The 15,221-nt window shown below is 71.1% G+C and carries 14 protein-coding genes; 3 read left to right on the top strand and 11 right to left on the bottom strand.

Going from position 1 to position 15,221, the window contains the following annotated elements; translation table 11 throughout:
* The first annotated feature begins 30 nt into the window (after positions 1-30).
* Positions 31-1,581 (top strand): MFS transporter, encoded by a 1,551-nt coding sequence (locus tag BM085_RS09490; protein ID WP_093886641.1) that lies wholly within the window; start codon positions 31-33, stop codon positions 1,579-1,581.
* 25 nt (positions 1,582-1,606) lie between these two features.
* Here the strand turns inward: BM085_RS09490 and BM085_RS09485 are convergent, their stop codons facing one another.
* Positions 1,607-2,665 (bottom strand): alpha/beta hydrolase, encoded by a 1,059-nt coding sequence (locus BM085_RS09485; RefSeq protein WP_093886640.1) that lies wholly within the window; start codon positions 2,663-2,665, stop codon positions 1,607-1,609.
* A 104-nt stretch (positions 2,666-2,769) separates the two neighbouring features.
* On the opposite strand from BM085_RS09485, the gene BM085_RS09480 reads away from it, so the two are divergent.
* Positions 2,770-3,693: an aldo/keto reductase gene (locus BM085_RS09480; protein WP_093886639.1), complete on the top strand. Its 924-nt coding sequence runs from the start codon at positions 2,770-2,772 to the stop codon at positions 3,691-3,693.
* Between the two features lie 164 nt (positions 3,694-3,857).
* Here BM085_RS09480 and BM085_RS09475 read toward each other — a convergent pair whose 3' ends face one another.
* Positions 3,858-5,468, bottom strand: coding sequence for a solute symporter family protein (locus BM085_RS09475; protein ID WP_093886638.1), 1,611 nt, complete (start codon positions 5,466-5,468; stop codon positions 3,858-3,860).
* Positions 5,465-5,794, bottom strand: a complete 330-nt coding sequence (locus tag BM085_RS09470; RefSeq protein ID WP_031164210.1) for a DUF485 domain-containing protein — start codon at positions 5,792-5,794, stop codon at positions 5,465-5,467. The genes BM085_RS09475 and BM085_RS09470 overlap by 4 nt, the downstream gene beginning before the upstream one ends.
* 635 nt (positions 5,795-6,429) lie before the next feature.
* Between BM085_RS09470 and BM085_RS09465 the strand changes: the two genes are divergently transcribed.
* Positions 6,430-7,011: a maleylpyruvate isomerase N-terminal domain-containing protein gene (locus tag BM085_RS09465; protein ID WP_093886637.1), complete on the top strand. Its 582-nt coding sequence runs from the start codon at positions 6,430-6,432 to the stop codon at positions 7,009-7,011.
* Between the two features lie 132 nt (positions 7,012-7,143).
* Here the strand turns inward: BM085_RS09465 and sthA are convergent, their stop codons facing one another.
* The 8 genes from sthA to BM085_RS09430 form a co-directional block, all read right to left on the bottom strand.
* Positions 7,144-8,547 carry a Si-specific NAD(P)(+) transhydrogenase gene (gene sthA / locus BM085_RS09460; RefSeq protein ID WP_093886636.1) on the bottom strand — a complete coding sequence of 468 codons (1,404 nt, stop codon included), beginning with the start codon at positions 8,545-8,547 and terminating at the stop codon, positions 7,144-7,146.
* 122 nt (positions 8,548-8,669) lie between these two features.
* Entirely contained in the window at positions 8,670-9,311 is a 642-nt protein-coding gene (locus tag BM085_RS09455) for a nucleotidyl transferase AbiEii/AbiGii toxin family protein (RefSeq protein WP_093886635.1), read from the bottom strand.
* 5 nt (positions 9,312-9,316) lie between these two features.
* Positions 9,317-10,888 (bottom strand): MFS transporter, encoded by a 1,572-nt coding sequence (locus tag BM085_RS09450; protein WP_093886634.1) that lies wholly within the window; start codon positions 10,886-10,888, stop codon positions 9,317-9,319.
* Entirely contained in the window at positions 10,888-12,204 is a 1,317-nt protein-coding gene (locus BM085_RS09445; RefSeq protein WP_177245027.1) for a YcaO-like family protein, read from the bottom strand. The genes BM085_RS09450 and BM085_RS09445 overlap by 1 nt, the downstream gene beginning before the upstream one ends.
* Positions 12,205-12,206: 2 nt before the next feature.
* The gene (locus BM085_RS44295) at positions 12,207-12,347 is read right to left on the bottom strand and encodes a hypothetical protein (RefSeq protein ID WP_156056204.1); all 141 of its coding nucleotides are present in this window, start codon (positions 12,345-12,347) and stop codon (positions 12,207-12,209) included.
* A 73-nt stretch (positions 12,348-12,420) separates the two neighbouring features.
* On the bottom strand, positions 12,421-13,920 hold the full coding sequence (locus tag BM085_RS09440) for a sodium/solute symporter (protein ID WP_093886632.1): 1,500 nt from the start codon (positions 13,918-13,920) through the stop codon (positions 12,421-12,423).
* Positions 13,917-14,333, bottom strand: coding sequence for a hypothetical protein (locus tag BM085_RS09435; protein WP_051864704.1), 417 nt, complete (start codon positions 14,331-14,333; stop codon positions 13,917-13,919). The genes BM085_RS09440 and BM085_RS09435 overlap by 4 nt, the downstream gene beginning before the upstream one ends.
* A 113-nt stretch (positions 14,334-14,446) precedes the next feature.
* The gene (locus BM085_RS09430) at positions 14,447-15,208 is read right to left on the bottom strand and encodes a LytR/AlgR family response regulator transcription factor (RefSeq protein ID WP_093886853.1); all 762 of its coding nucleotides are present in this window, start codon (positions 15,206-15,208) and stop codon (positions 14,447-14,449) included.
* Positions 15,209-15,221: the final 13 nt, after the last annotated feature.

Below are 15,221 nucleotides of genomic sequence, written 5' to 3'. Positions count from 1 at the left end.
CACACACCGGAACCATCCACCGGAGACTCCGTGACGCGCGCCCCGGAACCGGGATCGGCGGCCGGCGCGCCACCGCACCCACGCCGCTGGGCGGGGCTCGGCGTCCTGTCCGCGAGCCTGCTGCTGGTGGTCATGGACATGACCGTCCTCAACGTGGCGCTGCCCGCGATCTCCGCCGACCTGAGGCCGGACTCGGTGCAGCTGCTGTGGATGGTGGACGTCTACGCGCTCGTGCTGTCCGGCCTGCTGGTCACCTTGAGCGCGCTGGGCGACCGGTGGGGCCGCAAGAGGATGCTGCTCACCGGATTCGCGATCTTCGGCCTCGCCTCGGTCGGAGTGCTGGCGGCCGACAGCCCCGGCGAGGTGATCGCGGTACGGGCGCTCCTCGGCGTCGGCGGTGCCATGATCATGCCGTCCACGCTGTCGATGATCCGTACCCTGTTCACCGACCCGAGGGAGCGGGCCACCGCGCTGGGCGTCTGGTCGGCCATGGCCGCGCTCGGCGCCGCGCTGGGACCGATCCTCGGCGGAGCGCTGCTGGAGAGGTTCAGCTGGCACGCCGCGTTCCTGGTGAACGTCCCGGTGATGGCCGCGGCGATCATCGCGGGGCTCCTGCTGCTGCCCGAGTCCCGCAACCCGCGTCCGGGCCGCTGGGACGCGGTGGCCACCGTGCTGTCGATCGTGGGCATGGTCGCCCTGGTGTGGGCGATCAAGCACATCGGCAAGGACGGGCTCGGCGACCCCAGCGCGCTGATCGCCCTCGCCGTCGCGGCGGTGACGATCACCTGGTTCGTCAAGCGCTGCCTCGACCGGCCCGATCCGCTGCTGGAGGTCCGCCTGTTCGGCCGCCCCTCCTTCACCGCGGGCACCGTCGCCGCGCTGACCACCTCCATCGCGATGGCCGGGATGATGCTGCTGGTGGCCCAGTGGATGCAGCTGGTGCAGGGATACTCCCCGCTGGAGACGGGGGTGCGGCTGCTGCCGGCCGCGGTCGGCGCGGGGCTCGTCTCGCCGCTCGCCCCCAGCCTGGCCGGCCGGCTCGGCCCCCGGACGGTGCTGGCCGGAGGTCTCGCCGTCGCCGCCGCCGGGTTCCTCGTGCTTCCCGTCGCACCGGCACCTCTCCCCTACCCGGCCGTGGCCGCGGCGCTCCTGCTGATCGGCGCCGGCATGGGGTCGCTGGCGATCGCCTCGGCGGTCATCATGTCCGGCGCGCCGCCCGAGAAGGCCGGCAGCGCAGCCGCGATCGAGGAGACCAGCTACGAGCTGGGCGGGGCACTGGGCGTGGCCGTCCTCGGCAGCGTCGCCGCAGCGGTCTACCGCAACGAGCTCTCGCCGGCCGAGCTGGCCGCGAGGGGCGTCACCGGCCAGGCCGCCGAGGCGGTCCGCGAGTCACTGGGCGGGGCGCTGGAGGTGACCGGGGCCGTGGGCCGGGCCGGGACCGAGCTGGCCCGCCAGGCCCAGGCCGCCTTCACCGACTCGCTGGTGGTGACCGGCGCGGCCGGCGGCGGCCTCATGCTGGCCGCCGCCGTCGCGGTCTGGCTGCTCACACCGCGTGACATGGACCTGTCCGGCGGCCACTGACCGTCCCGTACGGCGCCCGGCGGGCTCACTTGGCCCCGACGGAGTCGAGCAGCATCGGCAGCGCGCGGCGGAGCTCCCTGTTCCAGTAGGTCATGTTGTGGCGGCCGCCGTAGAAGTGGGTCTCGACGGGGATGCCGAGCTCCTTGAGCCGGTCGGCGAAGGCCCTGGAGGCCTTGCCGGCCAGCTCCTCGGTGATGTCGCCGAACAGCTCGCCCCGCCTCTTCCGGCCGTCACCGGCGGCCACGTAGAGCCGGACCCCGCGGAGCCGGGCCGCCAGGTGGTAGGGGTCATGGGCCCGCCAGACCTCGCGGTCGCCGCGGGGGTCACCCCAGATGCGCTTCCAGTCGGTGCCGAAGCAGCCCGCCGTGGTGCCGAGGAAGACGGCCACGTCGGCTCCGGGCATGAGGGTGTGCACCGCGCCGCTGAAGGAGGCCGCGGCCCTGAAGTTCCCGGTCGCGGCGTAGAGCATCGCTCCCTGGCCGCCCATGGAGTATCCGGCGACGGCCCGCTCCCCGCTCGCGGCGTACCGGCTCTCCAGCAGGGGCAGCAGTTCCTTGAGGTGGTAGGTCGCCCACCGGGGCGGGCCCCCGTCGCCGCCGTTGTACCAGTCGGAGTAGCTGCCGCACTTGCCCCCGTCGGGCATCACCACGATGACCTGCTCGTTCTCGGTCATCTCCGCGACATCCGACTTCGACCATCCCTGGTAGCCGTCGAGACCGCCGTGGAGCAGCCAGAGCGCCGGCCAGGTTCTGCCGGAATCCCTGGACCAGCCTTTGGGCAGCAGCAGCCGGACCGTGGTGACGTCGTCGAGGGCCGTGGAACGGAGGGTCAGATCCATCCGGCGTTCGCCGAGCCGCCGTTCCTTGACCACCTCGATGTCGCCGGAGGTCTTCGGCGGCTGCGTGGAGGCCGAGGCGCCGGCTGAGGCGGTGACCGGAGCGCTGACCGGAGCGCCGACCGGCCCGGAGACCGCGTGGCGCTGGTTGGTGACGAGGGCGATCGCGGCGGCCACGACGAGGACGGTCAGCCCGCCCGCGATCACAGCGCCGACGAAGAATCCGCGTAGCCGTGAACCGGGTGCCATGAGAGCCTCCGACAGTCCTTATTGACGTCGCACATAATAACTGTCAACCGCTTGCCGGGGATGCCCGCGAAGTGCGCGATTATTCAGCAAATAGGCTGAGAACCATGAGCCTTTCTGAGCTGAACCTCTTCCCGCTCTGCCTGGGTGGCAACGTATTCGGCTGGACCGCGGACCGCGACGCCTCGTTCGCCGTCCTGGACGCCTACGTCGAGGCCGGCGGTAACTTCGTCGACACCGCCGACGTCTACTCCGAGTGGGTTCCCGGGCACCCCGGCGGGGAGTCGGAGACGATCATCGGGGAGTGGATGGCCGCCCGCGGCAACCGCGACCAGATCGTGGTGGCCACCAAAGTGGGCTCGCTGGCCAGCCGTCCCGGCCTGTCCGCGGCCAACATCCGCGCGGCCGCCGAAGACTCGCTGCGGCGGCTGCGGACCGACCACATCGACCTGTACTGGGCGCACATCGACGACGCCGGGACCCCGCTGGAGGAGACCCTCGGCGCGTTCGACTCCCTGATCCGCGAGGGCAAGGTCCGTAACATCGGCGCCTCCAACTACGGCCCCGAGCGGCTGGCCGAGGCGCTGGCGATCTCCGACCGGGACGGCCTGGCCCGCTACGGGGTGCTGCAGCAGCCCTACAACCTGGTGGAGCGCGGCTACGAGGGCCCGCTGCGCGATGTGGTGGCCGCCGAAGGGCTGACCAGCACGCCGTACCACGGGCTGGCCCGTGGATTCCTGACCGGCAAGTACCGGCCCGGGGTCGAGGTGGACAGCCCCCGCGCGGGCCAGGCCTCGGCGTATCTGAAGACCGAGCGCGGCCCCCGGGTGCTGGAGGCCCTGGACAAGGTGGCCGCCGCCCACGACGTCGCCCCGGCGGCCGTCGCGCTCGCCTGGCTGGCCGCCCAGCCCACGGTGGCCGCGCCGATCGCCAGCGCCCGCGACGTCGAACAGCTCAGGCCGCTGCTCGCCGTCGCCGGGCTGACCCTGAGCGAGGACGAGCTGGCGATGCTGGACGTGGCGTCCCGCTGACGCCGTACGGCGGGGGCCCGGCCGTGGTGCGGCCGGGCCCCCGCCGGGGCTCGTGCTGGTCGGCCCACTCAGCACTCGTCGGTCCGCCCTCGGTGCCGGGCGGCCCGCTCAGTGCCGGGCGGTCCACTCAGCTGGGTGGCCGGCTCGGTGCCGGGCGGTCCGGCTCAGTGCTGGGCGGCCTTCTCCGCGCCGATGCCGGTCAGCGAGCGGACCTCGATCTCGGCGTACTTGGCCGGGTTGTACTCCTTGCTGAGCCGCGCGCCGACGAATCCGGCCAGGAATCCGATCGGGATCGAGATGAGGCCAGGGTTGCTCAGCGGGAACCAGGCGAAGTCGGCGTCCGGGAACAGCGCGGTGGCGCTGCCCGACACGACCGGCGAGAAGACCACCAGGATCAGCGCGGAGACCAGGCCGCCGTAGATGGCCGACACCGCGCCGGCGGTGTTGAACCTCTTCCAGAACAGGCTGTAGAGGATCGCGGGAAGGTTGCCGGAGGCGGCCACCGCGAAGGCGAGCGCGACCAGGAAGGCCACGTTCTGCCCCTGCGCGAGGATGCCGAGCCCGATGGCGACCGCGCCGATGACGAAGGCGGAGATCCTGGCGACCAGGACCTCCTCCTTGTCGGTGACGTTGCCGCGCTTGAACACGTGGGCGTAGAGGTCGTGGGCGAAGCTGGAGGAGGAGGCCAGCGTCAGGCCGGCGACGACCGCCAGGATCGTGGCGAACGCGACGGCCGCGATGACGGCCAGCAGGATCGTGCCGCCCACCTCGCCGAAGATGGCGTTGCCGACCGCCTCGGCGAGCATCGGCGCCGCGGTGTTGCCCGCCTTGTCCTGCGCCACGATCGCCTTGCCGCCGACCAGCGCCGCGGCGCCGAAGCCCAGCACGAGGGTGAGCAGGTAGAAGACGCCGATGATGCCGATGCCCCAGAGCACCGACTTGCGGGCCTCCTTGGCGGTGGGGACCGTGTAGAAGCGGATCAGGATGTGCGGCAGGCCCGCGGTGCCGAGCACCAGCGCCAGGCCCAGGCTGATCAGGTCGAGCTTGCCGGCGATCCCCTGAGCCTCGGTACCGTACTTCAGGCCCGGGTTGAGGAACGCGTCGCCCTTGCCGCTCTGTGCGGCGGCCTCGCCGAGCAGGGCCGAGAGGTTGAACCCGTACTTGCCGAGCACCAGCAGGGTGATCAGGGTCGCACCGGTCATCAGCAGCACGGCCTTGACGATCTGCACCCAGGTGGTGCCCTTCATGCCGCCGACGACCACGTAGACGATCATCAGCAGGCCGACGCCGACGATGGTGAGCGCCTTGCCGGTCGGAGAGGTGATGCCGAGCAGCAGGCCGACCAGCGCGCCCGCCCCGACCATCTGGGCCAGTAGGTAGAAGATCGACACGACGATGGTGGAGACGCCCGCCGCGGTGCGGACCGGCCGCGGGCTCATCCGGAAGGCCAGCACGTCGGCCATGGTGAACTTGCCGGAGTTGCGCATCAGCTCGGCGACCAGCAGCAGCGCCACCAGCCAGGCGACCAGGAAGCCGATCGAGTACAGGAAGCCGTCGTATCCCGACAGCGCGATGATCCCGGCGATGCCCAGGAAGCTCGCCGCCGACATGTAGTCGCCGCCGATCGCCAGGCCGTTCTGCGCGCCGCTGAAGGAGCGGCCGCCGGCGTAGAAGTCGGCGGCGTCCTTGTTGCTGCGGCTCGCCTTGAAGGTGATGCCCAGCGTCACCGCGACGAAGAGCAGGAACAGGATCGTGGACAGCGTCTGGTGGCTCATTCGGTCGTCCCCTCGGCCTCGTGGCGGATCTCGTCGGCCACCGGGTCGAGCTTCTTCTCGGCGTATCGGGAGTAGGCCCAGGCGATCAGGAAGGTCGACACGAACTGGAGCAGGCCGAAGATCAGCGCCACGTTGATGTTGCCGAACACCTTGGTGCCCATGAAGTCACGCGCCCAGGCGGACAGCACCACGTAGAGCAGGTACCACGCCAGGAACGCCGCCGTCATCGGGAACGCCCAGGAGCGGAAACGCCGCTTCAGCTCCTGGAACCTCTCCTCGCCCTGGATATGTTCGTAAACCGATGAATCATGTTGCCTGGTGGTCACGGGACCTCCCACGAATGTGATCTGGATCACGGATAACGTAGGAGGGGACCGTACCCCGTGAGGAGATCCGGAGCCGGACTCTTCGCCCAGGTGGCGCCGGGTCGCGGCCAGTTGGGTATGGCCTGCGGTGAAAGGTCCGTCTCATGCGGTGAGCGGTCTCCCGGCTCGGGGCCGTCGGACGGAGACCCCTCGGACAGAGACCCACCACCGGTTCCGGCCCGGCAGCAGGTGCCGTATCGCCCGTCCCGCCGACCCTGGGGGCGGATGTCCGCCTGCCGGTCCGCGAGGCCGGCATCCGCGTCGTCATCTCAGCCCATAGTCGATCACGGTAATAACGCCGACCTTTTGCAGCTGATATTTCACGTCACAGACGGCAAAACGCCAGCGTGATCGACCATGGCAACCGTGACGGGCCTGGGACTCACGATCACCAGGTATGGCAGGAATATGTCGAAGACAGGCAGTCCTGCCGCTGTCGCCGGACGAGACGCGCTGCGAGCCTGGTCATCGACCGGCGGCACCCCTGTGGGAGCCGGTCGCGGCCCACCGCGTGAGCCGGGAGGGCCGTCCCGGCATCTCCGCCCGCCCCATCCCCCTCCGCCCGAGCCTGCCGCAGACAAGAAGGACGACCCGCCATGACCATCTCCTGGCCCGACCTGGTGACCTCGGCAGCCGCCGACGGCGTCTCCATCCTCGCCAAGGGCGCCGACCAGGACTGGTCCCGCGACGCGGGGGACCTCGACTGGACCTGCCGGCAGACCCTCGATCACATGGCCCTCGGCGTCGTCGGCTACGCGGGACTGCTCATCGCCCAGCCGGCTGACCGCTACATCGCCCTGTTCGCCTCGCTCGACGGCCAGGCCCCGATCCCCGCGTGCCTGGAGGGGATCCGGATCTCGGCGACGATCCTCGCCTCGGCCGTCCGCGAGGCCGTACCGGAGGTTCGCGCCTGGCACCCCTACGGGCACTCCGACGGCCCCGGCTTCGCCGCCATGGGCACGCTGGAGATCCTCGTCCACAGCCGCGACATCGCCCTCACCCTCGGGATCGACTGGACGCCCCCGGACGACCTGTGCGCGCCGGTGGTCGAGCGGCTCTTCCCCGACGCTCCGGCCGGCCACGATCCGGCGCGCACCCTGCTGTGGTGCACGGGCCGCGTCGCCCTGCCCGGCCTCGGCCGCCGGAAGGAATGGCAGTGGCACGGCGACGTCCGCTGAGGCCTCGCAGCCGGCGGCGGGCGGACAGCCGGCGGGCCACGGGACGACCGGATTCCCGATCGCTCAGGGTGAAAACAGCGCTGACCGCGACCACGCGCCGCACGGCACGGGGACCGGGTAGCGATCACGGCGTCACAGTTCGGCCGTCAGCCGGGCGATCACCCGCATCTTGTTCATGGCGTCCAGGGCGGCGACCTTGTAGGACTCCGCGAGCGTGGGGTAGTTGAACACGGCATTTACCAGGTAGTCGACCGTACCGCCGCACCCCATGACGGTCTGCCCGATGTGGACGAGCTCGGTGGCCCCCGTGCCGAACACGTGGACGCCGAGCAGGCGCCGGTCCTCGGAGGAGACGAGCAGCTTGAGCATCCCGTACGAGTCGCCGATGATCTGCCCCCTGGCCAGCTCACGGTAGCGCGAGATGCCCACCTCGAACGGGATCTTGTCCCGGGTCAGCTCGTCCTCGGACTTTCCGACGAAGCTGATCTCCGGGATGGTGTAGATCCCGATCGGCGACAGCTCTTGCATCTCCGCCACCGGTTCGCCGCACGCGTGCTGAGCGGCCAGCCGCCCCTGCTCCATCGAGGTGGCCGCCAGCGCCGGGAAGCCGATCACGTCACCGACCGCGTAGATGTGCGGGACGGGGGTGGCGTAGTTCTCATCCACCTCGATCCGACCCCGGTCGTCGGCGGCGAGCCCGGCCGCCGCCAGGCAGAGCTCGGCCGTCTTCCCCTGCCGGCCCGCCGAGTACATGACGCAGTCGGCGGGAATCTTCTTGCCGCTCTCCAGGACGGTCAGGGCCCCGCGGGGCCGTCGCTCGACCGCGGCGACGCTCTCACCGAACCGGAACGTCACGGCCAGGTCCCGCAGGTGGTATTTGAGCGCCTCCACGATCTCCAGGTCGCAGAACTCCAGCATCCGCTCACGACGCTCCACCACGGTCACCTTGGTGCCGAGCGCCGCGAACATCGAGGCGTACTCGATGCCGATGACCCCGGCTCCGACGACGACGAGGGTCTCGGGCACCCGGTCGAGATGCAGGATCGCGTCCGAGTCGATAATCATCTTGTCGTCGAACTCCACGCTGGACGGGCGGGCCGGCGACGTCCCCGTGGCGATCACGATCCTCTCGGCCGTGACCTTCCTCTCCTCATCCCCGGTGACGCCGATGGTGTGCGCGTCCAGGAACCGCCCGGTCCCCTGTAGGACAGTCACATGGTTACGGCCCAGCTGGCTCCGGATCACCTGGATCTCCCGGCCGATCACATGCTGCGTCCGCATCCCGAGATCCGCGACCGTGATCTCCTCTTTCACCCGGTAACTCGCTCCGTACAGCTCCCGCTGGTTGAGCCCCGTCAGGTAGAGGACCGCCTCCCGAAGCGTCTTCGACGGGATCGTCCCGGTGTTGATGCACACGCCCCCGAGCATGTGTTTCTTCTCCACCACCGCGACCCGCCTGCCGAGTTTCGCCGCGGCGATCGCCGCCTTCTGCCCGCCCGGCCCGGAACCCAGGACGAGAACATCGAAGTCCCACATAAGGCCCAGTCTGCGCGCCGCTGGGGATCAGGAGAAGGTCTCATGGATACGACTCTCCGCCACACGTCTCCCGGCCCCCGGCCGGCCCAGGTCAGAGGTTTCCCGACTCTCCGGCGTTCCTCCTATCCGCCGCTCGAACGCAGGGATCTCTCCCAGCCGTGAAAACACCTGCGCAGTTCCTGAACCTCCTCGTCACTGAGACCATGCAAGGACAGAGCTTGGTCAGGTATGCGACCCAGCGCGGACAGGGCTGTCGCGAACATATCCGTGTCGAACCCCGGATCCGCGCACGTGGCCAAGTCGATCAGCTGATCGGAGTCGTAGCGGCCGCTGCGCAGTACGGCGAACACGTCGACGAAATCCCGGACCTCGGCTCTGCCGTACAGCGCGGCGACCTTGTTCCCCACTGCGTCATCAGGATGAAGCACGGGGCCGATCTCAAGCCGGACCGGCGGATGTGCACGCCAGTCCACCCCCATCTCGATCTTGACCGAGTGGCTGTCGCCGTCCGTGACGAGCAGGCGGGCGAAGCCCGGGTTCTCAAGCGTTATCTCGACCTTCAAACCCGCATCGCGATAGGCCGCCACAGCGGCGACCACGGCGGCCTCGAATTCTCCACCCACCGAAGTGAACAGGTCGACATCCTCCGACCGGCGGGTGAGGAAACCATGTGCCTGCACGGCATAGCCGCCGGCGAGCGCGAAACCGAACCGATCCGTCGCCGCGAGACCGATCCGCGTGGCGAGTTCGTGCAGCGGGTCCATGAAGACTACGCCGCCCGCACCAGATCCCGGAAACGTGTCTCCCAGACGTTCCTGGCCTGGACAGGAAGGTACAGATGCGGCCATAGACGGACCAGCGTCTCATGATTCAGATAGGCCCGCAGGTCGTCGAGGTGAGAGGCTTCGCGGATCACACGTTCGTACATGAGCCCGACATGACTGTCGTCCGAGAGGTCGTAGACCCGCTGCTCGGACCAGTCCAGGTGGATGGGAAGCTCCACGACACCGGAGATCGGCCCGGCCAGCTCGCTCAGATCGGCGGGCACAAGGTAGGTACGGCGACTGGCGTAACGGGTCTTGGCGTTCACATCCCCAGTCTGCCCGCTCGCCTCGGTTGTCGCACCACGACTGACGGCGTACCGAAACCGTTTCGGGCGACTTCTCACCGCCGGCGTCCGGCCCCGGAGCGCGTGTGCCGCCGCGCAGCAGATGGTCAGCCCGACCACGGCCAGCAGGACGCGGTAGTCGACGAGCGACACCAGCGCCGCGCCCGCGACCAGGGACAGCAGCTGGGCGGCTCCGGCCATGGCCTCGAAGGCGGTGGAGACCCGGCCGACGAGGTGGCCGGGGCTACGGCGTTGCACGAGGGTCATCCGGGCCACGCCCGCGAGGGTCAGGCCGGCGCCCGCCATCGTCATCGCGCCCAGCACGGCCGGCTCGGCGGGGACCGTCCACAGCAGGACCGCCGCGCCGTACAGGGCGATGCCCGTGCCGATCGCGAACAGCTCGCCCCGGTGCGTGATCACCGTGGCCCCGCACAGGCCGCCGATGATCGCCCCCACGCCCATCGCGGTGGAGGTGAGGGCGGTGAACTCCGGAGCCCTGCCGAGGCCGTGGTCGATGACCGCGAAGATCAGCGACTCGGTCGCTCCGGCCAGCGTGAACATCAGGCAGAACGCCCCGGCGGCGCGGCGCAGGAACGGGTCGGCGGCCAGGTGCCGGGCTCCGGCCGAGAACTCCTCGCGCCAGCGGCCGCGCGGTGCGGCCGGGACGGGGGAGGGTTTCGGCAGGGCCGCGAAGGCCGCCGCGGCGACGACGAAGGTGCCGGCGTCGAGCAGGACGACGGCGCCGATGCCGGAACTCGTGTAGACGGCTACCCCCAGCAGCGGTCCGACCAGGCGCAGTCCCTGCCGGGTGGTCTGCAGGGCACCGTTGGCCTCGGCGAGGAGTTCCTCGGGCAGGACGCTCTTCAGCAGGCCGCTCAGGGCCCCGGACACCGCCGCGTAGGAGCAGCCCATGGCCGCCGACACCGGGTAGAGCAGCCACAGGGTGTCCTCGCCGCTCACCGCGGTCAGCGGGGTCAGCGCCGCCGCGGAGAGCAGGCACGCGGCGATGAGGAACCTCCTGCGGTCGACGCGGTCGATCACGTGGCCGAAGAGGGGCGACAGGCACAGGGGCAGCGTGAAGAAGAACAGGGTCAGCCCCGCGGCGCCGTCCGAGCCGGTGAGTTTCTTGGCCAGGATCGCCGGGATCAGTAGCAGCGAGGCGTCACCCAGCAGGCTGACGGCCATCCCGAGGTAGATGAGCCGGAATCCGCGTTCGCGCAGGACCGCCCGCATCACCGGTGCCCGGCGAGCCGCCGTACGGCCCGGCCGGTCGGGAACACCGGAACGGCGCTGTGGACCATGGCGAACGTCTCAAGGCCGGGGACGATCACCGTCAGCACCGGGCACCTGTCGTGTGCGGGGTTCCAGCGGAAGAAGTAGGCCGGCAGCCCCGCACGCTCCAGCGTCTCCAGGATCGTGGCGATCTGCGCGCCGACGTCCCCCGGCCCCTGCCGATCGGCGGGCGGTGGCGCCGGATGTCCGCCGGCGGCGCCGGGCTCCCGGCCGGCGGCGTCCTCCGGTCGCGGGCCGGGCAGGCGCGCGTCGAACGTGAGGCGGTCGAGCAGCGGGGCGGGGTCCAGCCTGGCGCAGCGCTCCAGCAGCGGCCACCGCCGCAGGCTCTCCAGCCTGCGGCCCAGGGTGAGGTCCACGCCGAGCGACAGGTTGAACGAGGACTGGATCAGCTCGGTGAGCGCGCGCTCCACGGCGTACTCGGGGTCGAGGGAGGCGCCTGAGCCGACCACTCCCGGGTACGGCCCGGCACGCGAGGGAAGCGCGCAGTAGGCGGGGATGCCCAGGTCGGAGGTGATGTCGATGAGGAGCGGGGGCGCGCCGAGACGGGCCGTCGCCTCGTCGTGGAGGCGGCGCAGGTCGGGTGGGAGGAGGCCGGGGTCCAGGGCGGAGAGCCGCGGCCGCTCGTCGAGATACCAGTCGAGGAGGGCGTGGGACAGCGCGTCGCGCTCGACGACCTCCAGCAGGCCGTGCAGGAGCGCCTCCGGCTCGGTGGCCCCGGTGGCCGTGCCGTTGTCGTAGGCGTAGCGGAGGTAGGGCTCGTAGCGCAGGTCGTCACCGGGGATCGGATGGCTGCGGCAGGACGGCGACCGGGTGAAGGCCGGGTACCACAGCGCGGCCCGCTCCGGGTTGAGGGGTTCGGCCCGCAGGCAGGCGAGGTCGATGTCCGGGTAGTCGCGGGCGAGCCGGTGGATCATCTGCTCCCCGCACAGTTCCGGCTGGGCCACGACGGTGGCGACGGGCACCGCCCGCGCCCGCCGGTGGTCACCGGGGAGCGCGGCCTGGCCCGCCTCGTGCTGGAGGTGCTGCCATGCCTCGAACAGCGCGCTCACCGTGCTCTGCGCGCCGGTTCCCTTGCCGAGGGAGGCGGTGAGCACCCGGCCGGCCGGGTCGCGGAGGGTGCAGCGGTGCACGGGGAACTCCGGCGAGCCGGTGGAGAGGAACTCCGCCGAGAGACCGGCGTCGGCGAGCACCGACTCGATGAGCGACAGCGCCTCGGCGAGACCGGTGCAACGCTCGCGCTGGGCACGCGCCGCCACTGTCAGAGCGCGCCCGGCACGGGCCGCGCGGTGAAGAACTGGTCGAGGAGCATCGTCTCGGCGAGGGTGAACGAGAAGCCGTCCTCCAACTGGAAGCCGTCCGGTTTGAGAAGCGACTGACCGTTGGAGTTGCTGTTGCCCATCGCACACCCCTTCACACCAGTAACTGAAATGTCATTTAATTACTGGACATTTCGACATAAGTAATGGATCAAGTCAAGGGGATCGGGGCCGCCAGTCCCCCCTATCGAGATCGAGCGTCTCAGGGGTGTGCAGCCGGACCATGGTGCGGGCCACACCGGCCGGGATGCGGCCCGGGGTGAGCAGCGACACCACGACCATGACGGCGAAGGCGACCGGCACCGTCCAGGCGGCGGGCTGGGCGAGCAGGGCTCCGGCCAGGCCGGTGTACGGTCCCCCGGCGATGGTCGTCAGAACCGCGCCGCAGGCCAGCCCGCCCCCGACGACCAGCCCCGCCATCGCGCCCGTGGAGGTCAGCCGCCGCCACCAGATGCCCAGCACCAGCAGCGGGCAGAAGGAGGACGCGGCCACCGCGAACGCCAGCCCCACCACGTCGGCGACCGGCAGCGACCGGGCCGAGGTGGCCAGGGCCAGCGGCGCGGTCACGGCCAGCAGAGCCGCCACCCGGAACGAGCGGACCCCGCCCCGGAGGATGTCCTGCCCGATGACACCCGCGACCGAGACCGTCAGCCCGGACGAGGTGGACAGGAACGCCGCGAACGCCCCGGCCGTCACCAGGGCGGTCAGCAGGTCCCCCGCCACTCCCCCGACCAGCCGTCCGGGCAGCGTCAGCACCACCATGTCGCTGCCGCTCAGCTCCGGGGCGTAGATCCGGCCCAGCGCGCCGTAGATGGCGGGCAGCAGGTAGAAGGCGCCGAGCAGCGACAGGACCACCAGCGTCGTACGGCGCGCGGCCCGCCCCTCGGGGTTGGTGTAGAAGCGGACCAGCACGTGCGGCAGCCCCATGGTGCCCAGGAACGTCGCCAGGATCAGCGAGTAGGTCGAGTAGAGGCCGTACTCCTTGCCGCTGGACAGCGGCAGCGCCCAGGTGGCCGCGTCCCCCGCGCTCAGACCGGGCGCACCGCCCGCCCGCCAGGCCAGCAGCAGGAACACCAGCGGCACGGCCAGCGCGGTGAGCTTGAGCCAGTACTGGAAGGCCTGCACGAACGTGATCGACCGCATGCCGCCCGACATCACGTTCACCGCGACCACGGCCGCCACCAGCAGCCCCCCGGCCCACTCCGGGGCTCCGGTGATGGCCGCCAGCACCAGACCGGCGCTCTGGAACTGCGGCATCAGATACAGCCAGCCGATCAGCACGACCAGCACGCCGGCCAGCCGCCGCACGGCCATCGACTCCAGCCGCGCCTCGGCGAAGTCGGGCAGCGTGTAGGCGCCCGAGCGGCGCAGCGGCGCGGAGACCAGGACGAGCAGCACCAGGTAGCCGCCGGTCCAGCCGACCGGCAGCCAGAGCATGTCGGCGCCGTAGGCGAGGATCAGCCCGGCGATGCCCAGGAAACTCGCCGCCGACAGATACTCCCCGCCGATGGCGGAGGCGTTCCACAGCGGGGAGACCGTACGGGAGGCCACGTAGAAATCCGAGGTGGTGCGCGACAGCCGGATGCCGAACGCCCCGATCAGCACCGCCGCCAGGACCACCAGCACGACCGCGGTCACGCCGTACGCGGTGTTCATCGGGCCCGGTCCACCAGTTCCGCGAAGTGACGCTCGTTCCGCTCGGCCTGCCGCACATAGAGCCAGGCGCCGATCACGAACGCCGGGTAGATCAGACCGGCCAGCACCGCCCACGGCAGGGGGATCCCGAGCAGCCGGACCTCCCGCAGCTCCGGCACGAGCAGGAACAGCACCGGCAGGCCGCCGACCACGCAGCCCAGCACCGTGCAGACGAACAGCGCCAGGCGGAACTGGGTGCGGATCAGCGACCCCATGTAGACCTCGCCCAGCCGGGTCTGCTCGTCGATCTCACGGGTCACCGGGTAACGGGGGTGCCGGGCGGCCATGGTGCGGGGGCTGGTCACGACCTCGCGACGCGGCCGGTCGGTCTCCTTACGCGGCCGCTCCACCGCCCGGGTGAGCCGATCGGCCATCCGGCGCCGCGGCTCCGCGTCCGGGCGCGGCCCGCTCTCCTCGCCGCGATCGGATCCGCTCTCCCGTCCACGCCCGGGTTCCCGGTCCGGCGCGGGTCCGCGGTTCTCCTCGCTCATTCCGGTCGCCCCTTGCGTGCCCGGCGGACCAGCAGGTCGCGCAGCTCGCGGGTGTGGCGGCGGCTGACCGGGATCTCGATCTCGCCGATGCGGACCACGCAGCGGCCCGAATCGATGTGCAGCTCGTCGATGTGCTTGACCGCCACCAGATGGCTGCGGTGCACCCGGACGAACCCGGCCGAGGACCAGCGCTCCTCCAGCGTGGCCAGCGAGATCCGGACCAGATGGCTGCCGCCCGCGGTGTGCAGGCGCGCGTAGTCGCCCTGCGCCTCGACGTAGCGGACCTCGGTGCTGGCCACGAACCGGGTGACACCGCCGAGCTCCACCGGGATGGTGCCGGGATCGGTACGGCCCCCGCCGTCGCTGTCGGGCAGCTCGGCCGAGACGCACACCCGCCGGATGGCCTCGGCGAGCCGCTCCGGCCGGACCGGTTTGAGCAGGTAGTCCTCGGCCTTGATCTCGAACGCGTCCACCGCGTGCTCCTCGTAGGCGGTCACGAACACCACCCGGGGCGGGTTGGCGAACTGCGACAGCAGCCTGCCGAGCACCACCCCGTCCAGGCCGCGCATCCGGATGTCGAGGAAGACCGCGTCGATCGGCCGCCCGTCGGCGATCGCCCGGTCCAGGACACGCAGCGCGGCGGCCCCGTCCCTGGCGAGGGAGACCTCCCCGATCCGGGGGTCGTCGCGCAGCAGGTAGGCCAGGTCCTCCAGCGCGGGGAGCTCGTCGTCCACCGCCAGGACACGCAGGCCGGTCACGGTCACTCCTCCG

It is taken from the genome of Streptosporangium canum, from assembly GCF_900113865.1.
Taxonomy (GTDB): domain Bacteria; phylum Actinomycetota; class Actinomycetes; order Streptosporangiales; family Streptosporangiaceae; genus Streptosporangium; species Streptosporangium canum.
This window is presented reverse-complemented; position numbering and strand designations above follow the sequence as displayed.